This window comes from Streptococcus oralis, from assembly GCF_016028255.1.
Lineage (GTDB): Bacteria > Bacillota > Bacilli > Lactobacillales > Streptococcaceae > Streptococcus > Streptococcus oralis_AC.
This window is the reverse complement of record NZ_CP065707.1, coordinates 61,641-84,904: the sequence shown is the minus strand read 5'-3', so window position 1 is coordinate 84,904 and position 23,264 is coordinate 61,641. Positions and strand designations below refer to the sequence as shown.

Genomic DNA, 23,264 nt, shown 5'->3' with positions numbered 1-23,264 from the left:
AATGAATACAAATCTAATAGCTTTAAGAAGAAAAGAACGTTTTGAGAGTTTAAATTTAGAAATTCAGAAGGAGTTAGATAACTTTTATGATACAAAGGCAGCTACTCATCAACTAAAAGTGATTAAAAAAAGTAGGTCAATTCCAAAAGTGGGAGATGTATTTCTTGTGTCTCCTAGGGAGGGAATCTACTTTTATGGTAAAGTTCTGATTTCTAATATAGTTAGAAAAGTTCCGGATTCTTTTGTGGAAGGGAAACATGTTGTATTTATCTTTAAAGGAAATACTCATGAAAAAAATATTGATAAATACATGCCAGATTATTCTAACTTGTTAATTCCACCTGCTATTGTAGGTGATGAATATTGGAAAAAAGGATATTTTCATACTATCGCTAATATTCCCTTAACAGAGGAAGAGAAAAAGCTGGATTTTGGATTCTATAGTATTCATTTTAAAGGTAACTTTTTCTGTAAAGAGACTGGAGAATTATTGGATAAAGAGCCTAAATTATTAGGGATGCATGGAATAACAACTATCAGTGGAATAGGATTGGAAATTGAAGAAGAATTAATTATTAATCCCTCTTTATTAGAAGAAACTGAGTAGCTTGAACTTTGCTATAATAATCTAAAACTCTCGAAGAAATCTTTCATCGAGAGTTTTATACTATCACTATCAACTATAATAGTGGCAAGACTCAGTACACCTATAATGAACTGGGCTATCCGATTCAGGTCACCGATGCCAATGGCAATGTCACTAAGATGACCTATACCTCAACGGCTCAACTGGAAGAAGTGACTCTTCCAGACGGAACCACCGTAAAGCAAGAATACGATGCCCTTGATCGTCTCATCAAGCAGACGCATTCTAGTGGTTTGGTAACAGAGTACAGCTACGATGCCGCCAACCGTGTAGTGAACAAAAAAGATAATCAGGATCTCAATGAGACCTACACCTATGATAAGGCAGGAAATCGTCTCACTTTAACAAACAGCTTGGGTGAGGTTACCCAATACAGCTATAATAGTGACAACCAACTGACTAAGGTGGTCTACGCAGATAAGACCAGCGAAATCTTCACCTATGATGTCATGGGCAATGTCGCAAGTTCAACTGACCAAGAAGGAAAGACCAAGACCTATCACTATGATCAAAATGGCAATCTGCTCAAGACTGTCGATCATCTGAAACGTGAAACCAAGTATAGCTACGATGCTCTCAACAGAGTGGTGACAGAGTCGGATGCCGATGGCAATACCTCTACTTATGAATATGATGTCCTTGGCAACCTATCTAAAATGACCGATGCCAATGGCCATTCAAGTAGCTATGGTTATGATGCCAATAAGAAATTGGTACTCTATACGGATCCAAATGGTCATGCGACAGCCTTTAAGTACGACCCATTAGGACGAATCATTGAAACAGTAGCTCCGACAGGAAGCAAGCAAAGTTTCAGCTATGATGCTTTGGGAAATCGCTTGAGTGAAACCAGTGGTGAAGGTCATACAACGACCTACAGCTATGACAGTATGAACCGTGTCAGCAGTAAGAAACGCCCAACAGGTGGAGTGACTCAGTACGCCTATGATGCTACAGGTAGCTTGGCAAAAGAAACCGATGCCAACGGTCATAGTACCAACTATGTCAATGACCTTTATGGTCGTGTAACCAAACGCACTCTGCCAAATGAGGCAGCTTACACCTATGCCTATGACGCCTTGGGCCGTCTCACCAAGCAAACAGGTCCACAGGGGCTATCAAAAACCTATAGCTATGATGTATCTGGAAACTTGGTGCAAGAGACAGACCAATCCGACCGAAGCAATCACTATAGCTATGACAAGGTTGGCCGTCTCCTAACGGCTAAGAACGCCCTTGACCTTGAAACCAAGTATAGCTACGATGAAGCGGGGAATCTAACCAAACTGACCAAGCCATCCGGTGCTACAACCACCTTTGACTATACGACCCTTGATCAACTAAAAACAATCAAAACGCCAACTGGTCGAACGGTGGAATCAAGCTATGACCCCGTCGGTCAGGTGACCAAACGAACTATCAATGGTAAGCGCGAAACGACCTATACCTATGACCCGAATGGCAATCTCCTTGAGGAGACGAATCCTCTCGGTCAAGTAACTAAGAGAACCTATGATAGCCTCAATCGCCTCACCTCAGAAAGTGATGCGGCAGGCCAGTGGACTAAGTATCGCTATGACCACGATAACCATCTCACGAAGATCACAGATGAGGCTGGTGGCGTCGCAAGCATGACCTATGATGCCAATGGCAACCTCACCAGTGTCACATCCGGAAGCAAGCGTGTCAAGACCTACACCTATGACCTAAAGGATCAGTTGCTTACAGCGACGCAAGGAAGTGGAGAGAAGGCTTCTACCTCTAGCTATACCTACGACAGTGTGGGCAATGTCACTTCGGTCACGAATGGAAATGGCAAGGTCACAAGCTACAGCTATGACCAACTTTCCAATCTAGTGGAGCGCTTGACCAGTCTCGGAGATAAGGAAACCTATACCTACAATGTCAATAACCAGCTCGAAAAAGTAACCAAGTCCGATGGGAAAACCATCAGCTACGACTACAACAAGCTGGATCAATTGCTCAAGGTGGAGTACTCTGAAAAGCAAGATGGTCAAGTCCTCTATACCTATGATGCGGATGGCCGTCGGGTGTCTATGAGTGACCTGACAGGAACCAGTCAGTACGCGACCAACGAAGAAGGCGAAATCACGGGTGTTCGTCAGGGAGATGGGAGCTTGATCCAGTACGAGTATGATGCCTATGGTAATATCTCGAAGATGATTTACCCAGATGGTAGTACAGTCTCTTACACTTACGATGAACTGGACCGCCTGACCTCTGTGACAGATGTCAAGGGACAAAAGACCAGCTATAGCTACAACCAAGCAGGAGATCTGACGGAGGTTGTTCGGGGAGATGGAACCAAGAGCTTCTTGGCCTATGATAAGGCTCACCGCCTCACCGAACTTCGTCACATGGACAAGCAGGACAAACTCATCTCCAGCTACGGTTATGAGTATGATGATGGAGGCTATATCTCCAAAGAAACCATCCAGCAAGATGGCGAAACCCTAGTCCATACCTACACTTACGATACTCTGGGTCAAGTGGAAAACATGACCGTATCGGATGGAGCTGGTAAGGAACTCTCTAAACTCTCCTATACCTACGATCTAGCCGGCAATAAACTGACCAGCACCGAGACAGTCGATGGCAAGGAGAGCCAGACACGCTTTACCTACGATGACCATAACCGCTTGACCAAACTGGAAGGGCCAGATGGTACCATCACCTATACCTACGACAAGAATAGCAATCGCATCGCTTCTGAGAAGAACTCAGAAAAGCTAGACTATATCTATGACACAGAGAACCGCTTGCTTGCGATCAAGGACAAGAAAGGCCTGCTCATGGCTGCGCTTTATGATGGGGATGATAACCGTGTCTTCACTGCCAGTCGCAAGGAAGGCAAGAACACCTACCAGCTCTTCCAACGCAAGCCAAAGGATATCAAGTCCGGTCGTAAGTCACCATACACAGCCCCAAGTGGGGAGCAACACTCCCTCTTCTGGTATGGCTTTAGTCAGAATGTCCTCCAAGCCCTGTCTGCTTTACCACAGACAATAGGAAGCATCTGGCACAGCATCTTTGACGATGTGTCGACAGCCTACCACCAGAAGGTGGCTAAGGATCGAGCGACCAAGGAGGGGATCGTGGTCAACCCACCAGAACTCGGGAACTTACCGGGTCAGGGAGAAGTGACCTATACCAGTCAGGTTCAGGATGTCCTCATCCCTTACACCACACGAGAGGAGACCTACAACTACTACGAGGAACGCAACTATGTCAACGATGTCAATCGTGAACATACAGAAGTCCTTGAAACCTATGACCATGATGGCAAGGCACGAGAGACCTATAGTTATGGCAAAGGTCGAGCTAGCTACCTCAACAACCAAACAGGTGACAGCTACAACTACTTGACCAACCAATCAGGCTCTGTGACAGGCTTGACCAAGGATGGACAAGCCGTCGCCTCAACTAGTTATCATCTCTATGGCGCAAGAAAGACAAGCACAGATACAACAGGCAATCCATTTGCCTATAACGGTGAATCCCGCGACGATACTGGACTTGACTATTTACGAGCAAGGTATTATGATATTCAGGGAGGTACTTTCTTAAGCGAGGATAGCTACCCAGGTGAGGCGACGGATCCTCTCGGCCAGAACCGCTACAGCTATGTGCAGAACAACTCCGTTAACTATACCGACCCGAGTGGGCACTTCTGGAACAGTATCAAAAAAGGCTGGAATTATGTTAAAAAGACAGCATCTAATGCTTGGAATGGTGTTAAACGAGTCGTATCTAATACCTGGAATACAGTAAAAAGAGCGGCCTCAAACACCTGGAATAGTGTGAAGAGCTTCGCCTCCGAGGCTTGGAATGCGACTAAGAGTGCTTTCAACCACGCAACCAACTGGATCAGCACCCAATACAACCGTGTATCGAATTGGGTTGGCAGACAGTGGAATAAGGTTCAAACGGCCTACAATAGTGCAGTCAATTATGCTCAAACGAAATACCAGCAAACAGTAGCTCAGATAGAGGCCAAGCGCCAACAAGTGGTTCGGTCTGCCTATGCCCTAGCCACAGGCTTGAGCTCTTCCCCAACCATCCGAGAAGGTCTCAATCTGTATCGTAACTGGAATACGGCTTTACAGAATACATTGAAGCATGTATGTAATCCAAAAACAATCGGTGCCTCCGATAAGGGAGAAACTAAAGTCCCATCTGTCGCAGATTTTAGAAAGTATGAAGATGCGGCAAGACATGGACTCAGATTGGATCAGAAAGAACGGATTGATAGGATGACATTAGAGGAGTATCTAAAGGCTCCCCCAATGACTCCTGAGGAAAATGCCTATGCATCTAATGTAAAATTTGCGAAGTTTAACCAAGAAAATAAAGCTACACTTCCAACTATAGCAGCTGAATTTATAGGCTGGAATAATGGAGAACGTTTAATTACAGGGAAAGATCTACTAACGGGCGAAGACGCAAATCGTTGGGTAGCAGCTGCAGAGCTAACTGTTGATATTGCAAGTAATTTCTATCCTATAGCTAAGGCTGGCAAATTAAGGAAACTTGAAAAAGCACTCGATGCCGTAGATGCAGTCAATGATGCATCAAAAGTTGCGAAGGTAGCTGATAAAGCTAATGATGCTTTGAAAGCTACAAGAGCGGTAGACAAGGCGTCCGATGCTGGTAAGCTTTTTAATCCTCCTAAATTAGATAAATTATCTCCAAAAGAGATAGTTGACCTAAATATACAGGAGCTAAAAGGAAGACTGCCAGAAGGCTGGACATTCAATGAGCATAATGGACGTGTTCATATAAAAAATAGCAAAGGGAACTATAAAATCAGAATAGATGCACCTGACCGCATAACTGACTATAATCATATGCACATTTATGATGAAAATGGAAAACCTTTAGATATAAACGGTAATATTGTTAACAGAAAAAGTCCAGATGCCCATATTCCATGGGATAAGTATTAATGGATATTACAAAATAGAGATATGAATATTGAACAAAAACAAAAAGAATTAGATTTAACAGATTATTGGGACGCATCTATTTACAATTTTTATGTGTCATTTTTTGGCGATGAAACTATTATTGAGTATGAGGATAATCAAAAAAAATATTGGCGCGTAACCTTCCTTTTATGTGGTAAAGTAGAGTATACAACAGATGCTTTATGGAAGAATTGGCGTGATTATGATGTGAAAAGTTTGAAAAAGACTCAACTCGGTTATTCCGCACAAAATTTCACGTTGCTTCAGTATGCTCAAAATAAAAATTTTGTTGAGTGCAGAATTGATCTAGGTATTACGGATATAATAATTGTTTGTCGTGACATTCAGATAGAACATCTTGATTTAAAGGGTGCTCATTTCTTTTGGCAGGATAATGAAACTTTAGAGTGAGTAAAGTGTTGAATTTAGATGATTGGAAATTATAAATTACTTTCACAAAGACAATTTGTGACTTAGTTCAATTTCTAACTAGGGGAAATTTTCCCCTAGTTTATTTTATACTAGCCTCACAGTAGACAAGCAGTATAAGCCCATATCGCCAAGGAAACCATCCAGCAGGATGGCGAAACCCTAGTCCATACCTATACCTACGATACTCTGGGTCAAGTGGAAAATATGACCGTATCGGGAGGAACGCAACTATGTCAATGATGTCAATCGTGAACACACAGAAGTTTTTGATTCTGTAGAGTTTTTAAAAGATACTATTGCTAAGATTGATAATCAGGGGAAAATACAGCCTTTTTGGTTACGACCTGAGTTTAAATAGTAGTCATACAAGTCGAAAAGGAAGTAAGATAAATTAAGGGTATTTGTATGAGATACAATAATGGAGATTAAAGTATAAATAAGTCATGATTAGTGCGCGTAATATTATCGTTATCTTCGTTAAAATTTAATTACTAGAGAAGATCTTTAAAAAGATGACACTAAAATAGGGTTACCTCCATGAAGGTAGCCCTATTTTTTGGACTGTGAATGAATCAAAGCGATGGGATTACACAGAGTTAGAATTTCTTTTTGCTTTGATTGGGATACATGAGTATAGATTTGTGTGACTGAGATAGAACTATGTCCAAGAATTTGTTGAATGTATCGGATATCAACATCACTATCTAGAAGCATTGTTGCGAAACTATGTCTAAACATATGGGGGGTAATAGGTGTAGTTAAGTTGTGTTGTTCAACAAGATTATTTAGAATTAAACGTATACTTTGCTCGGACAATGGTTTGAGAGAATATTTTCCAGGGAATAGGTAGTCACTGGGTTGAAAGCAGTAGTTATTTATATATGTTTCTAGTAAGCTAAATGTTATTTGATCTCCTAGAAATAGGATACGTTCTTTTTTGCCTTTTCCCATAATATGAAGAGTCCTATTTGAAAGATTAATATTTTTGAGATGAATATGACAAAGTTCGGAAATCCTGATACCAGTTGAAAGCAATAGAGAAATGATTAGCAAATTTCTTTCAGTTTTTTGTTTTTGATATTTAGTTTTTGAATAGGTAACTTTCTGTTCTAGATGTGAAAAAATACTTTTTAAAATATCATAGGGAATCGTTTTAGGTAATATTTTTTCCGTTCTAAATTGAAAACGTAATTGATTAAAAGGATTCTCATCAATTAAATTATGATACTTTAAATAGCTGTAAAACACTTTCAAACTAGCAATTTTACGACGTAATGTACTAGATTTAATATTGGATTTCGTCAAATGTTCAACATATGTTTCCACACTGGTGTAATTTGAATTGTAAAACTGCAAAAGATCATTTTTATAAGCTCGAATCGTATGTAAACTCAAGCGTTTATGAGTTTTGCAGTAGTCTAAAAAAGTAGAAATAAGTTTATAATCCATGAATAACTCCTTTATCAATAATCATGCTATTATAAACTTATTTTGATGCTTTGTATAGTGATAATAAATAGTTATCATTAGGAGATTTATAAAATTGAATATTTGGCAATATCTAAAACCCAAAAATGATAAAACATTTGAAGTATTAGCATTAAAATATGTTGAAAAAGCTTATCCCAGTGAGAGAAATTGGTCCCCAACAAAAGAAACTCGTGATGGAAATAGAGATGCGCAGGTCATCTTTTTTATAGAAGACGGCCAATTTATTAGATGGTGGATGGAAGCAAAATATACCTACAAAGAAAAACTATCTCGGTATCGTCTTGATGCGACTATTGTCACTTCTATCTTACAAAAAAATGTTAAAAAATATTTCTTTGTTACTAATTCGAATATTTCTACTGAGAATATTATTAATATAAAAACTGCAATTACCGAAATTTCTCCCGAAGCGGTTGTACATTTTATAACTAAAACAAATCTAGAAAGTTGGTTAAAACGAAATCCCAAATATATCAAAGAATTTTTTTCTTCCAATATCTCAGAAAAAGATATTGATATATCAGAAATTGAAACTACTTCAACTAGATTTGTTGAAGTGACCACGATAAATTCCTATGCCATTCGAAACCCCAATTTTTCAGTAGATTACCTGTCGTACAATACAGGCTATCGATTGTCCTTTTCATTTTTTTCTTACAATGATGACATAATAGAAATTTTACCTAACAATATAGGAAAATATCCCTGGAGAATTGTTAATACATCTTCTCTTAAGGAGATTCCAGTAAATGCTGGTGAAAATCATATTCAAATAGAATTTCAAATAGTTCCTGACGATAGGTATGATGCTTCACCCAATGGTAGCCAGAATAATTCTTTTATTTACGAAAAAAATCAAGACAGTTATTCTATCTATCATTTTTTCGATTTATGTAAGAAATCTAATAATACCAAAATTTCAATTCTTAGTCCTAAGCATTTTACTTTAATAAAAAATACTGTTATGAAACCTATTTATATAAAATCACAAGAGAATGTCAGACAGAAATTGGAAGAGTATTGTAAAACAACTAGGAATCATACTAAAACTACTCAGATTTTTTCAATTATTTCTCCCTATAAATATGGAAAAAGCTATCTAGTCAAAAATTATTTTTCATCACCTACTATTCAGCAATTCCCCAAAATATTTATATCATTTTCATCGGATGATGTCTACAATTTGGAAAATTTAGTTCAGCTAGTGCATTTTATTTTGTTTCCGTTGCTACACGATCTGGTCATCAAAGAAGATTATCCAACTCCTCTCAGTAGTTCCTTAAAATCATTTATACAACAGTATCAAGCTAAAAATTACGAAGCACTTTTTAGATATTTTCAATTAGACATTCTAACGGACTTTTTTCAGCAATTTAAGGAAACTCAATTCTTTAAATTAGTTATTGTAGAAAACTTTCAATTTTTATCAAACGAATACAAAGAATTTTTTGAACATATAATTCAAGCTTGCTATAATGAAGATTACAATATTTTCTTTGTCGTTACTTCAACAAATCCATTAACTTTTCCAAAAGATGTCATTCACATATCAGAAGTATTATCCCTGGACGGGATAAACCCAATCTATGAACCATTAAAAGAATCCATTAAGAATATAAAACAATTACAGGACTTAAATACTTTTCCTATCTTAAAACTCGAACCCGCTAAACTATTAATTCATTTCAGTAGCAACGAGAATATTAAAAGTTTTGAAGATTTAAGCAAAGAGGAACTTGAAGTAGTAAAGTCTGTTTTCTTGAACTATAGTCTCCCACCAAATGATATTCAAATATATAGCGAAGCAACAATATCTTTATTGGAAAAAAATTTTCTAGGTTTTGACATCAACCAACAACTAGTGCCATTCTCTTCTAATTTATTAGAGGAGTTCTTGAACTGGATTATAGACAATGGGAATGAATTATTTATCTCTGAAAATATAAATTTCAATCATCCTCTCCAGGAAATATTTGTCTCCTTATTTATAGATAAGAATAGAGAAAAAAGTCAAAAAGCAATTGCTACGCTTCAACAATATTTTTCTCATCAAGAATACCATTCAATTTACTATCTCCTTCGCAAATTTAAAGGAGGAGACAACTACTTGAGGTTGTTCTATAGATTTCAAAATGATTATTATTTACTGCACTATTTTTTTGCAATGGCTAATGCAAATGTTGGACAAGATAGTAGTGGATATGCAGAATTTTTAAAACTTTTCAATATACTTGATGAAAAATTAAACTATAATAGTGAATCTGAAATTTTTTTAAATATTATATTAAATGTAGTCTATGAAATAATCAATAGTGATTATGAAAACTATCGCTTAGAACAATTTCGAAAACATAGCAAGAAGTTCCATAATTTGCTATCCTATCGTAATGTAAATCATGATCAAGTTCAGACAATTAAATCTAACCAAAAATTTTTGGAGGCTCTGATTAAAACAGAGAACACTTTATTACTAGATTGTAAGCTCTTAGAAGAATTTATGAACTATTCAAAAATAGATGAATATGGAAAAATTTATACCCAACGCCTTGCGAGAATCTTTTATTCAAGTAATATAACACTTGCCAAAGAAATTTTATTTAAAATTGAACCTATTTCAATTGATAAATATAATTATTTTTTAGAAATAGAGAAATTATTTATAAAATTTTTAGAGAATCCTAAGCAAGAACAGTTCTTAATTATCCTACAGAAAGTTAGTATCTTAAAAAAGGACTACCTTAACGACTATAAAAAGTATATTCTTGGATTGGTAGCCGGAGCTATCATTTTAGATGATCAAACAACTCTTAAGAACTTAATCAAAGAAGTCTACGATTCGGGGAAACGTCCCTACAGAGCTCGTCAAAAACTATTTTTTGCTAACATATTTAATTATTTAGAATTAGTCCCAAATAATCAATATCTAGAAATTGAAAACAAATTGAGATTAATTGATAGTTCCCCTCTTCCTAATCATTATAAAAATATTAATTTACACAATCTTAAATTAAGTTGTTCACCAGCTCATGTTGAATTTTATTTAGGAGGTGAGCTGAAAGATAATACGTTTTATTTTGATCCTCGTTCAATATGGTAAGGGAGTCTAATTATTAATACAGTAAAGTAAAGTGATTACGTTCGAATACTCCGTATACCTATTCTAGCGTAGTCATTGATAATTTTTAATATACCTAAATAAACAGATTTTATCATTTCAATTTTTAAATACAAAAATTACAATATATTTACAAAATACTTTCCTGATATTAGGATTAATTTAATAGAACATGTAGAACAATTTATGTTTATAGTATATTTGTATCAATGATGTAAGGTTGAATATGCATTCTAAGTTTTTCTGCTGAAATAGAGGCAAGATACTCATCTAAGTTAATTTGCTGTAATAAATTTTTAACAATAAAAGTCATTTCAGCTTTTTTAATATTTTCATCACTACAAAATTCATTAATTTGTCTAATGATTAAGTTCATAAAATGTTCACAAAAAAGATAGAAGCTTTTCTTATAAATTTCAAAACAATTATTGTTTTCTAAATACACTTTAATTTCTTTCAAAATGAATAACATATCTTCGCTATTTTTGTGTTCAAAAGATTGGACAATTGACCCCTTACGCCGATAATGAAAGTAAGTTGCATCAGGAATACAAATTAATTTAGAGGCTACAAGCATCGTCTTAATACTGAATAGTAAATCTTCAAATTTACGATTCTCAGGAAAAAATATATTATTGTCAATTAAAAATTGACGTAGGTAGATTTTATTAGTTGTTGATGGAACTATGTTTACATCAAAGTTATACTCTTTTGCCATTACCTTTATACTCTCTTCAGGCCCTAATTGTAGCAAAGTATTATACTTACACTTGTAGATTATATCCTTTATGTCGTCGTATTCACGTTTTAAAGTAAACATTCCAATTTCAGATGCACATTGCTCCATATACGTTAGACCTTTTTCTAAATAATCGTAGGAAATCCAGTCATCACTATCTATAAAGCATATGTATTTCCCACGAGCCATCCTTATTCCTAAATTTCGGGCTCCCCCTGCTCCTAAACTTTTCTTAGAATAAAAATAATGAATATCATATTTTTCTGATAAAAATTCTGAAGGTTGCTTTGATGCATCGTCAATAATGATGACTTCATACCTATCCCTAGAAAGCGTATTGATTTTGATAGAATCTAAACATTTCATTATTTGATCTTCGGTATCTTTCATTGGAATAATAATTGTAATATCCATAACTTTCTCCTAATGATAACTATTTATTATCACTAGTATACCATAGTTTCCTATCTTCAGTATGTTTGCGATTGTAGTTTTCTTATTTTTTAATACCCTCAAAGCCTCTTTGAACAGCCTCATAGTAATTTTTCTTCTATAACTGAATGTGCGCCATTTCATCTATCGGTAGTAAAACGTTTCCCAAATAGTGCCCCAGATTGTCATATAAATAGAGATAAGAAGAATTGTGAGGTTTCGCAAAGAAAAACCAGATTATAATTGCCGACAATATGGTTTCTATACAACAGACCAATTGGTTCTAAAAGATTGCTTCCTTCGCCAAGTAGATTTAATGATTAATTTTGATTTTATCTATGACTTGGTAGAAGATACCTATCGTCCAACTACTGGTCGTCCTAATCTCAATTCTATCCTGTTAGTTAAAATTCCTTTGATTCAATGTTTTTGTAGTATCCGTTTCATGCGCCCAATCATTAAAGAGATGGAAGTGAATCTAGCTTATCGTTGGTTTCTTGATTTTACTTTGGATGATAAGGTTCCTCATTTTATCACATACGGAAAGAATGACGGCCGTTGCTTTCGTGATAAAAAACTAATTTCTGAGGTTTTCTCACGGCTTCTCAACCAAGCTTTATGCGCTGGTTTAATTGAACCTATCGAACTACGACCCGCGAAGGTTATCGAAAGTATAAGAGTAATCCCAAAGTATGTGTCGCCTGTCCCTTATTATCTATTTGTACAAAAAGTCAAAACAAGCAAAATGTAATAACGAGGCATGTCGGGAAAGATGATCTTGAGTGTCGTGAAGCGATTCGGCATCAAAGAGGTATGAAAGAGTTCTATAGAAAACACAAAGCAACCATTGAGCGAATCTTTGGGACTGCGAAGGAATACCATAAATTAAGATACACTAGAGAGAAAGGGAAGTCCAAAATGGAGGATAAGGTTGGGCTTACTTTGGCGTGTTTAAATATCAAAAAATTGATGAAGTGGATAGCGAATATCCTTTTTTATTTTTCTCTAATTTAGATTTTTGGAGAGATTAGTGATGAAGAAAATATTTTCGAAAAGATAAAAAGACAAACGCCAAAAATGACGTTTGTCTATGTTATGAGAAGACCAAATGGTCTTCTCAACGGGGGAACTGAAATAATGGGAAAGAATCAACCAAAGATTGTTATTAGTCTTTAAAATTCTTTTGGAAGATGAGGAGAGACAAGATAGAAGTAATGGCTGCCAAGAAGAGGAAGGCATTCGTTTCTTGTTCCCCGGTTGCAGGGAGTTCTCTTTCCTTATCTTCTTTGATTGTAGCTGTAACAGGAGCTTTTTCATCTTTTGATGGTGAATTGTCTGTTACGGCTGGAGCAGTTTTTTCAGTCTCTCTTGGTAGAACATACTCAGGAAGAGTCACAACTGGTGGTGCCTCTGTTCCAACTGAGCTTTGTTTGCTACCTACCTCAATCACTCGATCTTGAGCTGGAGTTGCTTCTGTTTGGAGAACCTTGCGATTGTCACCGTCCACTTCAACATACTCGACTAAGAGACCGTCTTTTCCTTCTGATAGAACTTGCTCTTTTCCTTTGTCTAATTGTGGGTGTTCGCGACGGATAGTCTTGAACGGTACTGTCTTATTGACGATTTCCAAACTTGGAAGTGTAAAGACAAGGTCCTTGAGCCCTTCCTCAGGACTTGAAGAAGTAATTGGTTTCTCAGGCACAGCTGGTTTCTCAGGTTGAGCTGGTTTCTCAGGTTGAGCTGGTTTCTCAGGTTGAGCTGGTTTCTCAGGCACAGCTGGTTTCTCGGGTTCAGCCGGTTTCTCGGGTTCAGCCGGTTTTTCAGGCACAGCTGGTTTTTCCGGATGAGCAGGATTTTCCGGATGAGCAGGATTTTCCGGATGAGCAGGATTTTCAGGCACAGCTGGTTTTTCAGGCACAGCTGGTTTCTCAGGCACAGCTGGTTTCTCAGGTTGAGCTGGTTTCTCAGGTTGAGCTGGTTTCTCAGGTTGAGTTGGTTTTTCCGGTTCAGCCGGTTCAGCCGGTTTTTCCGGTTCAGCTGGCTTTTCCGGTTGAACTGGTTTTTCAGGCTCAGCAGGCTTTTCCGGTTGAACTGGAGTTTCCGGTTGAACTGGTTTTTCAGGCTCAGCAGGTTTCTCAGGTTGCGCTGGAGTTTCCGGTTGCGCCGGTTTCTCAGGTTGAGTCGGATTTTCAGGCTGAGCAGGTTTTTCCGGTTGAGCAGGATTTTCCGGTTGAGCAGGATTTTCCGGTTGAGCTGGCTTCTCAGGCTCAGCAGGTTTCTCAGGTTGCGCTGGAGTTTCCGGTTGAGTCGGTTTCTCAGGTTGCGCCGGTTTTTCCGGTTGCGCCGGTTTCTCAGGTTGCGCCGGTTTTTCCGGTTGCGCCGGTTTCTCTGGTTGAGTCGGATTTTCAGGCTGAGCTGGCTTTTCAGGCTCGGCAGGTTGTTCCGGTTGCGCTGGAGTTTCCGGTTGAGTTGGTTTTTCAGGCTGAACTGGTTTTTCAGGTTCAGCAGGTTTCTCAGGCTGAGCCGCTTCGAGTTTGTTGATTTGTTCGAGAGCGGTTTCTAGTGCTTGATTGACTGCTTCCTGAGTTTTAGCTTCTTGGATGGCAGCAATGGCTTGGTCAGCAATTTCTAATAATTTCTTCTTAGCTTCCTTGTTGGATCCAAGCTCAGCGACTTTTTTCTCGATAGCTTTTGTCAAGCTGTCCATAGCCTTATCATACTCAATTTCCGGTTGTTTTGGTTCAGTCGGTTGCTCAGGCTGGTCAGGTTTCTCAGGTTCTTCTGGCTGTTCCGGTTGCTCTGGACTAGGTTCCTCTTGGCCTCTTTGATAGTTCTCATCCTTAGATAGGATATCTTGTAGGGCACTGACTGTCAACATGACATCCTGAACATCCACTGCATCAGCACTGAGTTGGTTTCTCAATTTTTCTAGATTTGCTTGGAAAGCTTGGCGTGCAGTAGCCGTATTTTTCAAGCCTGCTGGATCAAAGTTGGACAGATCATCTTTCCATTTAGAGATAGACTGGATGATATCTGCTTTGCTGTAGAGTTCACTGCCTTCGCCACGAGTGATGAATTGGTCCACTTGAATACCGATATTTTGAGACAAATCGTTTCGATCAGGATCGAGTTGAAGGGTGACTGCATGCAAGTTTTCGTCCAGACCTTTTAGGCTAACCAGAGTTTGATTGCCTTGGCGTTGGGCTGCACGACCGCTAAAGTATTTCTTGCCATCAATAGTTGAAGCATTTCCCATGCCATCTTGGTAAGGAACTTCTTTGCCATCTAGAAAGACTTTGTAGATACCATGATTTGGATCAACATAGCCCTTGATATCAAGTCCAGTACCGTAGAAGTAAGCTGTGACAGTTGTCTTTTTCTTTTGCTCGTCAGTTAAGCGGCCAAAGGAAGCCCAAGACTCCGTTTTTTGGTACTTGTCTGCCGAATTGGTTTCATGGTGCCAGCCAGGACTATAATCCAACTGACTAGCTTGGTCATCATAACTTGTTTGGCCCTTGATCAGCAATTCAGCTTTCATCACTTGGATGGTTGCATCTGTAGCGAAACCGAGCAGGGCACCATCAGTGACAGAAGTGAGCTTGGCTTTGAAGTCAAAGACAGAGTCGGCTTGTTCTGTAAAGTCAATCGTTGGGATGGTAACAGTCTTTTCTGTTTCTCCGTCTTTAAAGGTCACATCTTGAGTTGTATCTTGGTAAACTTTACCGTGAACCCCAGTTCCAGGTTCTGTGATGAAGCGCACAGTAGCAGCCCCCTTGCTTCCACCAACACGTTTAATCTTAACAGTGACTGGTTTTCCTTTTTCGACTTCGTAGTTAGTAGACTCGAGTTCAAACATCCCTTTACTATCATTGTTTAGGGTGTAGATTCCTTCTGTAGCAATTGGTTCGCCTGTTTTGTTCACGAGGGTAATAGTGTGTTGGCCTGGTGCTAAATCGCCTGTCTCAAAGACTTTTTGGCTGCGTTTACGACTAGCATTCTTAGTTTGCACATCTGCAACCTTTTGACCATCAACGTAGACGGACATTTCTCCGTGACCTGGATCGACCGTAGAGACGACATAGGCCTTGGTTCCTGTGAAGGTATAGCTTACTTTGGCATCTTTTTGATTGGTCCACATAGAAGTGCCACGAACACCTTCAGATTCATTGTACCAAGTTGTTCCAGCTGTATCTGCCGTTGTGTTTGAGTGGTATTCCAGTCCAAGAGGGTAGCCATCTGTCTTTTCAATGCTGCTTGGTGTCTTGTAGACTGAGAAGTTGGTTAAGATTGGGGTTGCTTGAGCACCGGTGATGGTTACACGGATTTTTTGTGCTTCTACAGGTTTGCCTTGAACCAAGCGACGGTAACCAACGGTCGAACCTTCGCCGTAAGTCACCCAGCGTCCGTTGATTTCGACTTCAATCTTGAAACCAGAGATACGTTGACCTTTGGCGATGTCTTCCTTGAGTTCAACGACGTCAAAGCGTCTCTTTTGCCCCAAATCGACTGTAAAGCTACCGGTTGTGGCATCATTTGAGAGCGCCCAGCTGGTGTCATCTTTACCGTCTGTGAGGTGGCTTTCTTTGTAAAGGTGGTTTTGACGAGTCGAACTTGCTGTTACAGTGGCACCTTTGGCAAAGTCAGTCGCATACATTTGGTCTAGGGTTGCTTTGAATTCCTTCAAGCGAGCCACATCTGCATCGGCGAATTTTCCTTCTTTATTTGGTGGAATATTGAGAAGGAGTGGCGTTCCACGACCAACAGACTTGAAGTAGATATCCATCAACTCTTTGAGTGATTTCGGCTGTTGATTGTCGTGGTAGAACCAGCCTGAACGGATCGAAACATCAGCTTCCCCTACAGAGTACATATCACCATCAGGGTCACCATGGTTGAGGTATTCGTTTTTCACATCGTCTGTGATGTTGGCCCTTTTGACTTTATGCCATACAGGGTCACCTGCGATCCCCCGTTCATTTCCGATCCAGCGAACACTTGTCGGCTGAGCAGAGAAAATGGCAATATCTCCTTCAGCTTCTTTGATGTATTTGAACCATTCATCAAAGGTATAGGTCACTTTTTGGGCACCGCTACCACGCGCACCATCCATCCAAACCTCGATAAATTTCCCTTTATTACCGTATTTCGGATTACCAAGGATTTCTTTCAGTTGGTTGAGATAGTATTGGTTGTATTCTTTTTCGGTTGCAACATGGTATTTAGGATGGTTGGCATCCCATGGTGATAGGTAAACACCCATGTTCATATCATACTTGCTAGCAGACTTGGAAACTTCTTCGAGAAGGTCACCCTTTCCATCTTTCCATGGGCTAGCAGCTACGGTATGGTTGGTGTACTTAGATGGGTAAGCAACGAATCCGTCGTGGTGTTTAACAACCATAATGGTTCGTTTGAAGCCCGTTTCCTTCAGAGTACGGATCCATTGGTCTGTATCCAAGTTGGTTGGATTGAAGTGTCGAGGGTCTTCTTTCCCATTTCCCCATTCAGAATTGGTATAAGTGTTCATTCCGTAGTGGATGAAGGCTGCCAATTCTTCCTTGTGGTAATCGAGTTGGGCCTTGCTTGGAAGAGGTCCATGATTACCAATCTCAGTTTCCTTATCTTCTGGATGAGAGACTGGTGGAGTCGGTGTCGTTGGATTAGCTGTATCAGCGACTGGCTCGTATTCAAAGACGACCTCATTAACCCCTTTTTGCTGGATCCTTGCTTCCAAGCTAGTTTTTACTGGACGGTAGCCAGCAATGTCTTTTGCATGGAAAGTGTTGACAAAGGAAACGTCGTACTCTTGACCGTCATTGTTATCAACTGTTGCTTCCGCTAGTTCAGTAGCGGTTCCTTTTTGACGGTAGTAAACTTTGAAGGTGCCTTTGTTGACTTTATAGACTACCTTGATGACACGGGTTCCAGGAGCTGTTTTGCTAACGACATTGTGGTTCCACTCGTCTTTTAGTTGCTTCTGAATCTCGACCCCATCAATGGAAACAATCTGGTATTTCTCTAGGTTTTGCTTGTAGAATTCGGTTGGAGTGATTGCTTTCTTGAAATCATAGTCAAAGCCAGTTCCCACTTCTGTTTTGTCTAAGAAAGTATCATTTTCTTTGACTGGATTGCCTGCTTCATCCACGTGCTGGATAACCACACGTCCGTAATCAATTCCCTTGACCAGAGTAGCGACACCGCTCTCATCAAAGGAGTACTGATTTTCTCCGATGACAGCTGTCTTATTTCTAAGCATTTCACCTTCGGGTGTAAAGTAGTAACGTTTGCCATTATCCCCTTGATACCATCCTTTGACACCATATTTGTCAATGATATCTTTGACCCATTTGAGTTGTTCAGGAGAGAGGACAAGTCCACCACCAAAGCGGTCTTTCTCAGGGACACCGTTGTCAACAGTTCCGTGTTGGTGTACGCCGATGACTTTTCCATCACCATTGATAATTCCACCACCAGACAAACCAGATACAGAAGTTGTTTGATAAGTGATGCCAGTAGCTCCTTTGTCATCATAAGGATCAACGGATTTTACCTTGCCGTCAGCTTTATAGAGTTGGCCAGCTACGATAGGCTGTTTGAGTTCTTTTGAGCTTGAGTCAGTTGGATAACCAATCGTGCTGACAGGGTCTCCTGCTTTATAAGTCTTATGCTCAGCGAGTGGCACAAAAGTTGCTGCTTTATTTGGGCTTGCAATTTGTATAGGGACAGGTGATACAACTGCTGCCAAGTCATTTTGATATCCCTTGCTAAATTCTTCTTTGTTCCAGAAGTGGATATCTTTCTCTTGGAAGAGTGTGGTATTTCCTGAATTTGGCTGAGAATTTTTAACAGGAGCGTTGGATCCTAGATTGTAATAGAAGCGCGCAGAGTCTCCACCGCGAACATGGCCCTCTTTGTCTAAAAAGTTGTGCGCAACTGTCAAGAAGACGTTAGGAGATACGAAAATACCAGAGCCAGAAACGATGTATCGTTGAGTCCCACCATTATAAATGCTGTAGACCATAGTGGCAGCAGTAGCAGGTTGTCCCTCGTAGTTGATATGTTTGAGGTCTTGACCACCGTTAATGATGGCACGGTTTCCGTTCTCAGTTTCTTTTGGAGCTTCTTCCTTATCCTTTAGAATGCTCTCAGTTTCTACTTTTGGACTAGCTTTCTGGTCAACGATAGTCTTTGTGTCGAGTTCTTTGATAGGTGTGTCTGGATAGGCACGGTCCTGAATGTCTTCAGGGAGCAAATCAGCACTGCTGGTATCGGCAGTAGGCGTTTCTTGTTTTTCAGCTTCTACACGGCCTTCTTCTTTGACTGGTTCAGCCTTGGTCTCTTCTATATCTGCGACTTGTTTCATTTGCTGATCTAAATTGGATGTCGTGGCAGGAGACGTTTCGTCTGCACGCACGGTTCCAGAAGCAAAAAATGCTAGTCCCACGATAACAGAGGCCACACCTACAGTCAACTTCCGAATGCTAAATGTTTGCCCTTTTTCAAAAAGGTATCGATTCATAATATACTCCTAGTTTTTAGAAAGGCAGTCAGCTACTGCCCGAGCCCAAGTCTGACTTGGTTACAACTTGATTTAATGAAAAAACTCTCTGATAATTTGTAAGCCACCTTACCTCCTGTTTATAAAGCGCTTTCATTTTAAGATAAAAAAATTTAAAAGGTCATTTCTCCCTTAAAATGACTGAAAAGTTTTAATATAACAAATATACTAAATTAATGAAAGAATTGCAATAGAAAAAAACAAAAAATAAATATAAATTAAAGAAAATCAGTTACTTTTTAAAGAAATTAGAGTATTTTTTGGAGAGACTCTTGGATGGTTTGGGGCTCTGTTTTGGAAGAGAAGCGCTCAAGGACTTGCCCATCTCGGCCAATGAGAAACTTAGCAAAATTCCATTCGATTCGTTTTCCTAGCGGGCCAGATTTCTGGTCTTTTAGCCAAACATAAAGAGGATCTGCTTCCTTGCCGTTGACCTTGATCTTGGCAAAGCGGGGGAAAGTGGTCTGATAGTGTAGGCTGCAGAAGCTATTGATTTCCTCTGCGCTGCCGGGTGCTTGTCCCATGAACTGATTGCAAGGGAAATCTAAGATTTCAAAACCCTGATCTTGATAGCGTTCATAGAGTTCTTGGAGACCTTGGTACTGGGGCGTTAAACCACATCCAGTAGCAGTGTTGACAATCAAGAGAACCTTGCCACGATAGCTCTTCAGGGGAGTTGCTTGGTTGTTTTGGTCTAAAACGGAAAAATCATATATATTGGTCATTTTTCTATATTCTCCTTATGCATTCCTGATTCAGAGTGTTTCATCTCGTGTTCCGATAAAAAGGCGTAGGTCATGGTTCCAAAGATGGCACCAATTCCTAAACCCAAGACTAGTAAAGGGAGCATTTTATCGAACTGGGAGAGATTGTCCCAAAAGGTGTCGAGAGGAAGATGCTGAACAAAGAGTTTGTGAAAGGCTGATAAGACAAACAAGCTAATTGGAATGCTGATGAATACACCCCAACTACGAACTTTAATCTGGCTTTTGCTGTAGCTTTTGTGATGGATTTCGGACGGGTCATCCTTGTCTAAATGTAAGTTGCGAACTGCTAGTCTCGCCCTAGATGCGAGGACGAAGATAAGTCCAAAATAGAGGTAGGGCATGGCATCTCGAACCAACTCTATGAAGCGTCCAAATAGGAGATAGAACAAGAAGAGTAGGAGGGAGGAGTAAACGATTTGGATCAAGGCACGAGCACAAGCCTTGTAAATCATCTCTTGGCGGCATTCATCAAAGGGGCCTTGTATGTGAAAGAATAGTTTGAGTAAGCGAGTAGTGAAATCTTCTTTTTTCATGGGAGTAACTTCCTAAATGAGCGATTTTTGATTGACTTCTTTAAATAGTTGATAGAGAGTATAGAAGTAAACCAAACTAAAAATGATACAGATTATTAGAAATACCAGGTATCTCCAATCCATAGGATTTGATAAAAGTTGTGAAAAGGATACGAGGATAAAACAGAGAGATGCGTTTAGAAGACGTATTTTTTTTGATTGGATTTTTTGGAATCTCTGTCCCTTGTTCAATACAGGAAGGAATAAAAGAAAGATAATCAAGAAAGGATGCTCAATATGTCCAGAAAGTAGGAAAAAGGTAATAAAGATACTGATAAAAACATGACTGATCAGTAGTCTAGCTAGTGATTTCATAAGGCACCTCCTAATTGTCGTCCTGCTCTTTCTTAGCTTTTTCAATGCGAAGAGAGACAACAATTTGCATCATCAGTCCGAAAAAGAAAGCTCCCAGTATAGTTTTTAAAATATGTTTTGAATTCAGAAGAGAACTGATGAAATTTGGATTTTCACTTGTTAGAGTATCGATGAGAGGCATTATAAAAAATATCGCTATTCCAAAGATTAGGCCCGCTTTTAGACCAGGAAAACGTAGCTGTTTGCTTTCTTTTTGAATCAGCATTTCGGGATCAATAGCTGTGATGCCCGTTTTCTTGGTTTGGGAGACCACATAGAGGGAAGCTACCATCGAAATGCCAAACACCACGAGAGGATAGCCGATAGCGACAATTTGTGGGTATTTATAGGCAAGAACGAGCGGGATAAGATTGCCAAATGTCATCAGATAAAAGAGGACAATAAAGACCTGATTCCCGATACGATCGGCCTCGCGCCGTTTGTGTTCGTCAAGGGGACCAGAAATACCGTATATGCGTTTGATGAGTTTTTCAGTGAGAGTTTCTTTTTTCATTTGTTTGCTCCTTTTTTAAAAATCGTCCTCCCAAAAGAGACTGTTGAGGTCAGTTTGGAGGCTGCGGGCGAGATTGAGACAGAGTTCCAGGGTTGGATTGTACTTGTCGTTCTCAATCATATTGATGGTTTGTCTCGAGACACCGATATCCTTGGCGAGTTCGAGCTGGGAAATACCCAGTTCCTTGCGAAATTCTTTCACACGATTCATCTGTTCTCCTTTCTGATTTATGTCGTATATATTTGACTATATTATATTCTTCTATGAAATAGATGTCAAGCATATTTGACATATTTTTGAGAATTTTTTTCGAAGAAACTTAGCCTTGTCTGACAAGTGCAAGCTGGTCAGATTTGTGGTAAAATAGATAAGATATGACAAAAGAATTTCATCATGTAACGGTCTTGCTTCATGAAACGATTGATATGCTTGACGTAAAACCTGACGGTATCTACGTTGATGCGACTTTGGGCGGAGCAGGCCATAGCGAATATTTATTAAGTAAATTGAGCGAAAAAGGGCATCTCTATGCCTTTGACCAGGACCAGAATGCTATTGACAATGCGCAAAAACGGTTGGCACCCTATATCGAAAAGGGGATGGTAACCTTTATCAAGGATAACTTCCGTCATTTGCAGGCACGTTTGCAGGAGGCTGGTGTCCAGGAAATTGATGGAATTTGTTATGACTTGGGAGTGTCCAGTCCTCAGCTGGATCAGCGTGAACGTGGTTTTTCTTATAAAAAGGATGCGCCACTGGATATGCGCATGAATCAAGAAGCTCGTCTGACGGCCTATGAGGTGGTCAATCATTATGACTATCATGACCTGGTTCGGATCTTTTTCAAGTATGGTGAGGATAAGTTTTCTAAACAGATTGCCCGTAAGATTGAACAAGCGCGTGAGGTGAAGCCAATTGAGACAACAACTGAGTTGGCAGAGATTATCAAGTCAGCCAAGCCTGCCAAGGAACTCAAGAAAAAGGGGCACCCTGCCAAGCAGATTTTTCAGGCTATCCGAATCGAAGTAAATGATGAGCTGGGCGCTGCAGATGAATCCATCCAGCAGGCCATGGACATGCTGGCTTTGGATGGTAGAATCTCGGTCATTACTTTCCATTCGCTGGAAGACCGCTTGACCAAGCAGTTGTTTAAGGAGGCTTCAACAGTGGAAGTTCCCAAAGGCTTGCCTTTCATTCCAGACGATCTTAAGCCCAAGATGGAATTGGTATCCCGCAAGCCAATCTTGCCAAGTGCTGAAGAGCTAGAAGCCAACAACCGTTCGCATTCAGCCAAGTTGCGCGTGGCCAGAAAAATTCACAAGTAAGAGGAAAAACATGGCAGAAAGAATCGAAAAAACAAGCCAGTTATTGCAAACGAAATTTAAAGGTTTTTCACGTGTGGAAAAGGCCTTCTATGTTTCGATTGCTGTTACAATGATTATCCTGGCAATCAGTGTTGTGTTTATGCAGACCAAGCTATTACAAGTTCAGAATGAATTGACCAAGGTCAATGCTCAAATCGAAGAAAAGAAAACAGAGCTAGACGATGCCAAGCAAGAGGTCAATGAATTGATTCGTTCAGAACGTTTGAAAGAAATTGCAAACTCCAAGGATTTGCAGCTGAATAACGAAAATATCCGAGCAGCGGAGTAAGAA

Annotated in this window: 14 protein-coding genes and 1 pseudogene; 7 read left to right on the top strand and 8 right to left on the bottom strand. The window is 39.5% G+C overall.

Translation table 11 applies throughout. The annotated features are described in order from the left end of the window. Window position 1 precedes the first annotated feature (1 nt). The 3 genes from I6G42_RS00400 (at window position 2) to I6G42_RS00390 (ending at window position 6,045) form a co-directional block, all read left to right on the top strand. Entirely contained in the window at window positions 2-607 is a 606-nt protein-coding gene (locus I6G42_RS00400) for an immunity 26/phosphotriesterase HocA family protein (protein ID WP_001095475.1), read from the top strand. A gap of 158 nt (window positions 608-765) precedes the next feature. Next, window positions 766-5,613, top strand: a complete 4,848-nt coding sequence (locus tag I6G42_RS00395; RefSeq protein WP_232234401.1) for an RHS repeat-associated core domain-containing protein — start codon at window positions 766-768, stop codon at window positions 5,611-5,613. Window positions 5,614-5,634: 21 nt separating this feature from the next. After that, window positions 5,635-6,045: a hypothetical protein gene (locus I6G42_RS00390; protein WP_001019659.1), complete on the top strand. Its 411-nt coding sequence runs from the start codon at window positions 5,635-5,637 to the stop codon at window positions 6,043-6,045. Window positions 6,046-6,615: 570 nt separating this feature from the next. Here I6G42_RS00390 and I6G42_RS00385 read toward each other — a convergent pair. Continuing rightward, window positions 6,616-7,515 carry a tyrosine-type recombinase/integrase gene (locus I6G42_RS00385; protein ID WP_038804555.1) on the bottom strand — a complete coding sequence of 300 codons (900 nt, stop codon included), beginning with the start codon at window positions 7,513-7,515 and terminating at the stop codon, window positions 6,616-6,618. 94 nt (window positions 7,516-7,609) lie between these two features. Between I6G42_RS00385 and I6G42_RS00380 the strand changes: the two genes are divergently transcribed. Then, complete coding sequence (locus I6G42_RS00380; protein ID WP_038804554.1) at window positions 7,610-10,654, top strand: hypothetical protein; 3,045 nt, start codon at window positions 7,610-7,612, stop codon at window positions 10,652-10,654. 208 nt (window positions 10,655-10,862) lie between these two features. On the opposite strand, the gene I6G42_RS00375 is transcribed toward I6G42_RS00380, so the two are convergent. Next, entirely contained in the window at window positions 10,863-11,825 is a 963-nt protein-coding gene (locus I6G42_RS00375; protein WP_004243870.1) for a glycosyltransferase family 2 protein, read from the bottom strand. Between the two features lie 229 nt (window positions 11,826-12,054). Here I6G42_RS00375 and I6G42_RS00370 point away from each other — a divergent pair. Continuing rightward, window positions 12,055-12,857: pseudogene (locus I6G42_RS00370) on the top strand (transposase). 151 nt (window positions 12,858-13,008) lie between these two features. On the opposite strand, the gene I6G42_RS00365 reads toward I6G42_RS00370, so the two are convergent. The 6 genes from I6G42_RS00365 to I6G42_RS00345 form a co-directional block, all read right to left on the bottom strand. Next, the gene (locus I6G42_RS00365; protein WP_038804553.1) at window positions 13,009-19,362 is read right to left on the bottom strand and encodes an alpha-L-fucosidase; all 6,354 of its coding nucleotides are present in this window, start codon (window positions 19,360-19,362) and stop codon (window positions 13,009-13,011) included. Window positions 19,363-19,649: 287 nt separating this feature from the next. Then, window positions 19,650-20,126, bottom strand: a complete 477-nt coding sequence (locus tag I6G42_RS00360) for a glutathione peroxidase (protein WP_038804552.1) — start codon at window positions 20,124-20,126, stop codon at window positions 19,650-19,652. After that, on the bottom strand, window positions 20,123-20,701 hold the full coding sequence (locus tag I6G42_RS00355) for a DUF3278 domain-containing protein (RefSeq protein WP_038804551.1): 579 nt from the start codon (window positions 20,699-20,701) through the stop codon (window positions 20,123-20,125). The genes I6G42_RS00360 and I6G42_RS00355 overlap by 4 nt, the downstream gene beginning before the upstream one ends. Window positions 20,702-20,713: 12 nt before the next feature. Then, a complete protein-coding gene (locus I6G42_RS09975; RefSeq protein ID WP_000838125.1) occupies window positions 20,714-21,055 on the bottom strand; it encodes a hypothetical protein in 342 nt (113 codons plus the stop codon). A 10-nt stretch (window positions 21,056-21,065) separates the two neighbouring features. Then, window positions 21,066-21,608, bottom strand: a complete 543-nt coding sequence (locus tag I6G42_RS00350; RefSeq protein ID WP_068981903.1) for a DUF3278 domain-containing protein — start codon at window positions 21,606-21,608, stop codon at window positions 21,066-21,068. A 15-nt stretch (window positions 21,609-21,623) separates the two neighbouring features. After that, the gene (locus I6G42_RS00345; RefSeq protein WP_001082470.1) at window positions 21,624-21,818 is read right to left on the bottom strand and encodes a helix-turn-helix transcriptional regulator; all 195 of its coding nucleotides are present in this window, start codon (window positions 21,816-21,818) and stop codon (window positions 21,624-21,626) included. A gap of 164 nt (window positions 21,819-21,982) precedes the next feature. Here I6G42_RS00345 and rsmH point away from each other — a divergent pair, with 164 nt between their 5' ends. Together rsmH and ftsL are read left to right on the top strand one after the other, a co-directional pair. Beyond that, window positions 21,983-22,933 carry a 16S rRNA (cytosine(1402)-N(4))-methyltransferase RsmH gene (rsmH, locus tag I6G42_RS00340; protein WP_000159386.1) on the top strand — a complete coding sequence of 317 codons (951 nt, stop codon included), beginning with the start codon at window positions 21,983-21,985 and terminating at the stop codon, window positions 22,931-22,933. 10 nt (window positions 22,934-22,943) lie between these two features. Then, a complete protein-coding gene (gene ftsL / locus I6G42_RS00335; protein ID WP_000840800.1) occupies window positions 22,944-23,261 on the top strand; it encodes a cell division protein FtsL in 318 nt (105 codons plus the stop codon). Window positions 23,262-23,264: the final 3 nt, after the last annotated feature.

Coding starts and splice junctions, on each gene's coding strand:
- I6G42_RS00400 (WP_001095475.1), top strand. CDS start 2: ATGAATACAAATCTAATAGCTTTAAGAAGAAAAGAACGTTTTGAGAGT.
- I6G42_RS00395 (WP_232234401.1), top strand. CDS start 766: ATGACCTATACCTCAACGGCTCAACTGGAAGAAGTGACTCTTCCAGAC.
- I6G42_RS00390 (WP_001019659.1), top strand. CDS start 5,635: ATGAATATTGAACAAAAACAAAAAGAATTAGATTTAACAGATTATTGG.
- I6G42_RS00385 (WP_038804555.1), bottom strand. CDS start 7,515: ATGGATTATAAACTTATTTCTACTTTTTTAGACTACTGCAAAACTCAT.
- I6G42_RS00375 (WP_004243870.1), bottom strand. CDS start 11,825: ATGGATATTACAATTATTATTCCAATGAAAGATACCGAAGATCAAATA.
- I6G42_RS00365 (WP_038804553.1), bottom strand. CDS start 19,362: ATGAATCGATACCTTTTTGAAAAAGGGCAAACATTTAGCATTCGGAAG.
- I6G42_RS00360 (WP_038804552.1), bottom strand. CDS start 20,126: ATGACCAATATATATGATTTTTCCGTTTTAGACCAAAACAACCAAGCA.
- I6G42_RS00355 (WP_038804551.1), bottom strand. CDS start 20,701: ATGAAAAAAGAAGATTTCACTACTCGCTTACTCAAACTATTCTTTCAC.
- I6G42_RS09975 (WP_000838125.1), bottom strand. CDS start 21,055: ATGAAATCACTAGCTAGACTACTGATCAGTCATGTTTTTATCAGTATC.
- I6G42_RS00350 (WP_068981903.1), bottom strand. CDS start 21,608: ATGAAAAAAGAAACTCTCACTGAAAAACTCATCAAACGCATATACGGT.
- I6G42_RS00345 (WP_001082470.1), bottom strand. CDS start 21,818: ATGAATCGTGTGAAAGAATTTCGCAAGGAACTGGGTATTTCCCAGCTC.
- rsmH (WP_000159386.1), top strand. CDS start 21,983: ATGACAAAAGAATTTCATCATGTAACGGTCTTGCTTCATGAAACGATT.
- ftsL (WP_000840800.1), top strand. CDS start 22,944: ATGGCAGAAAGAATCGAAAAAACAAGCCAGTTATTGCAAACGAAATTT.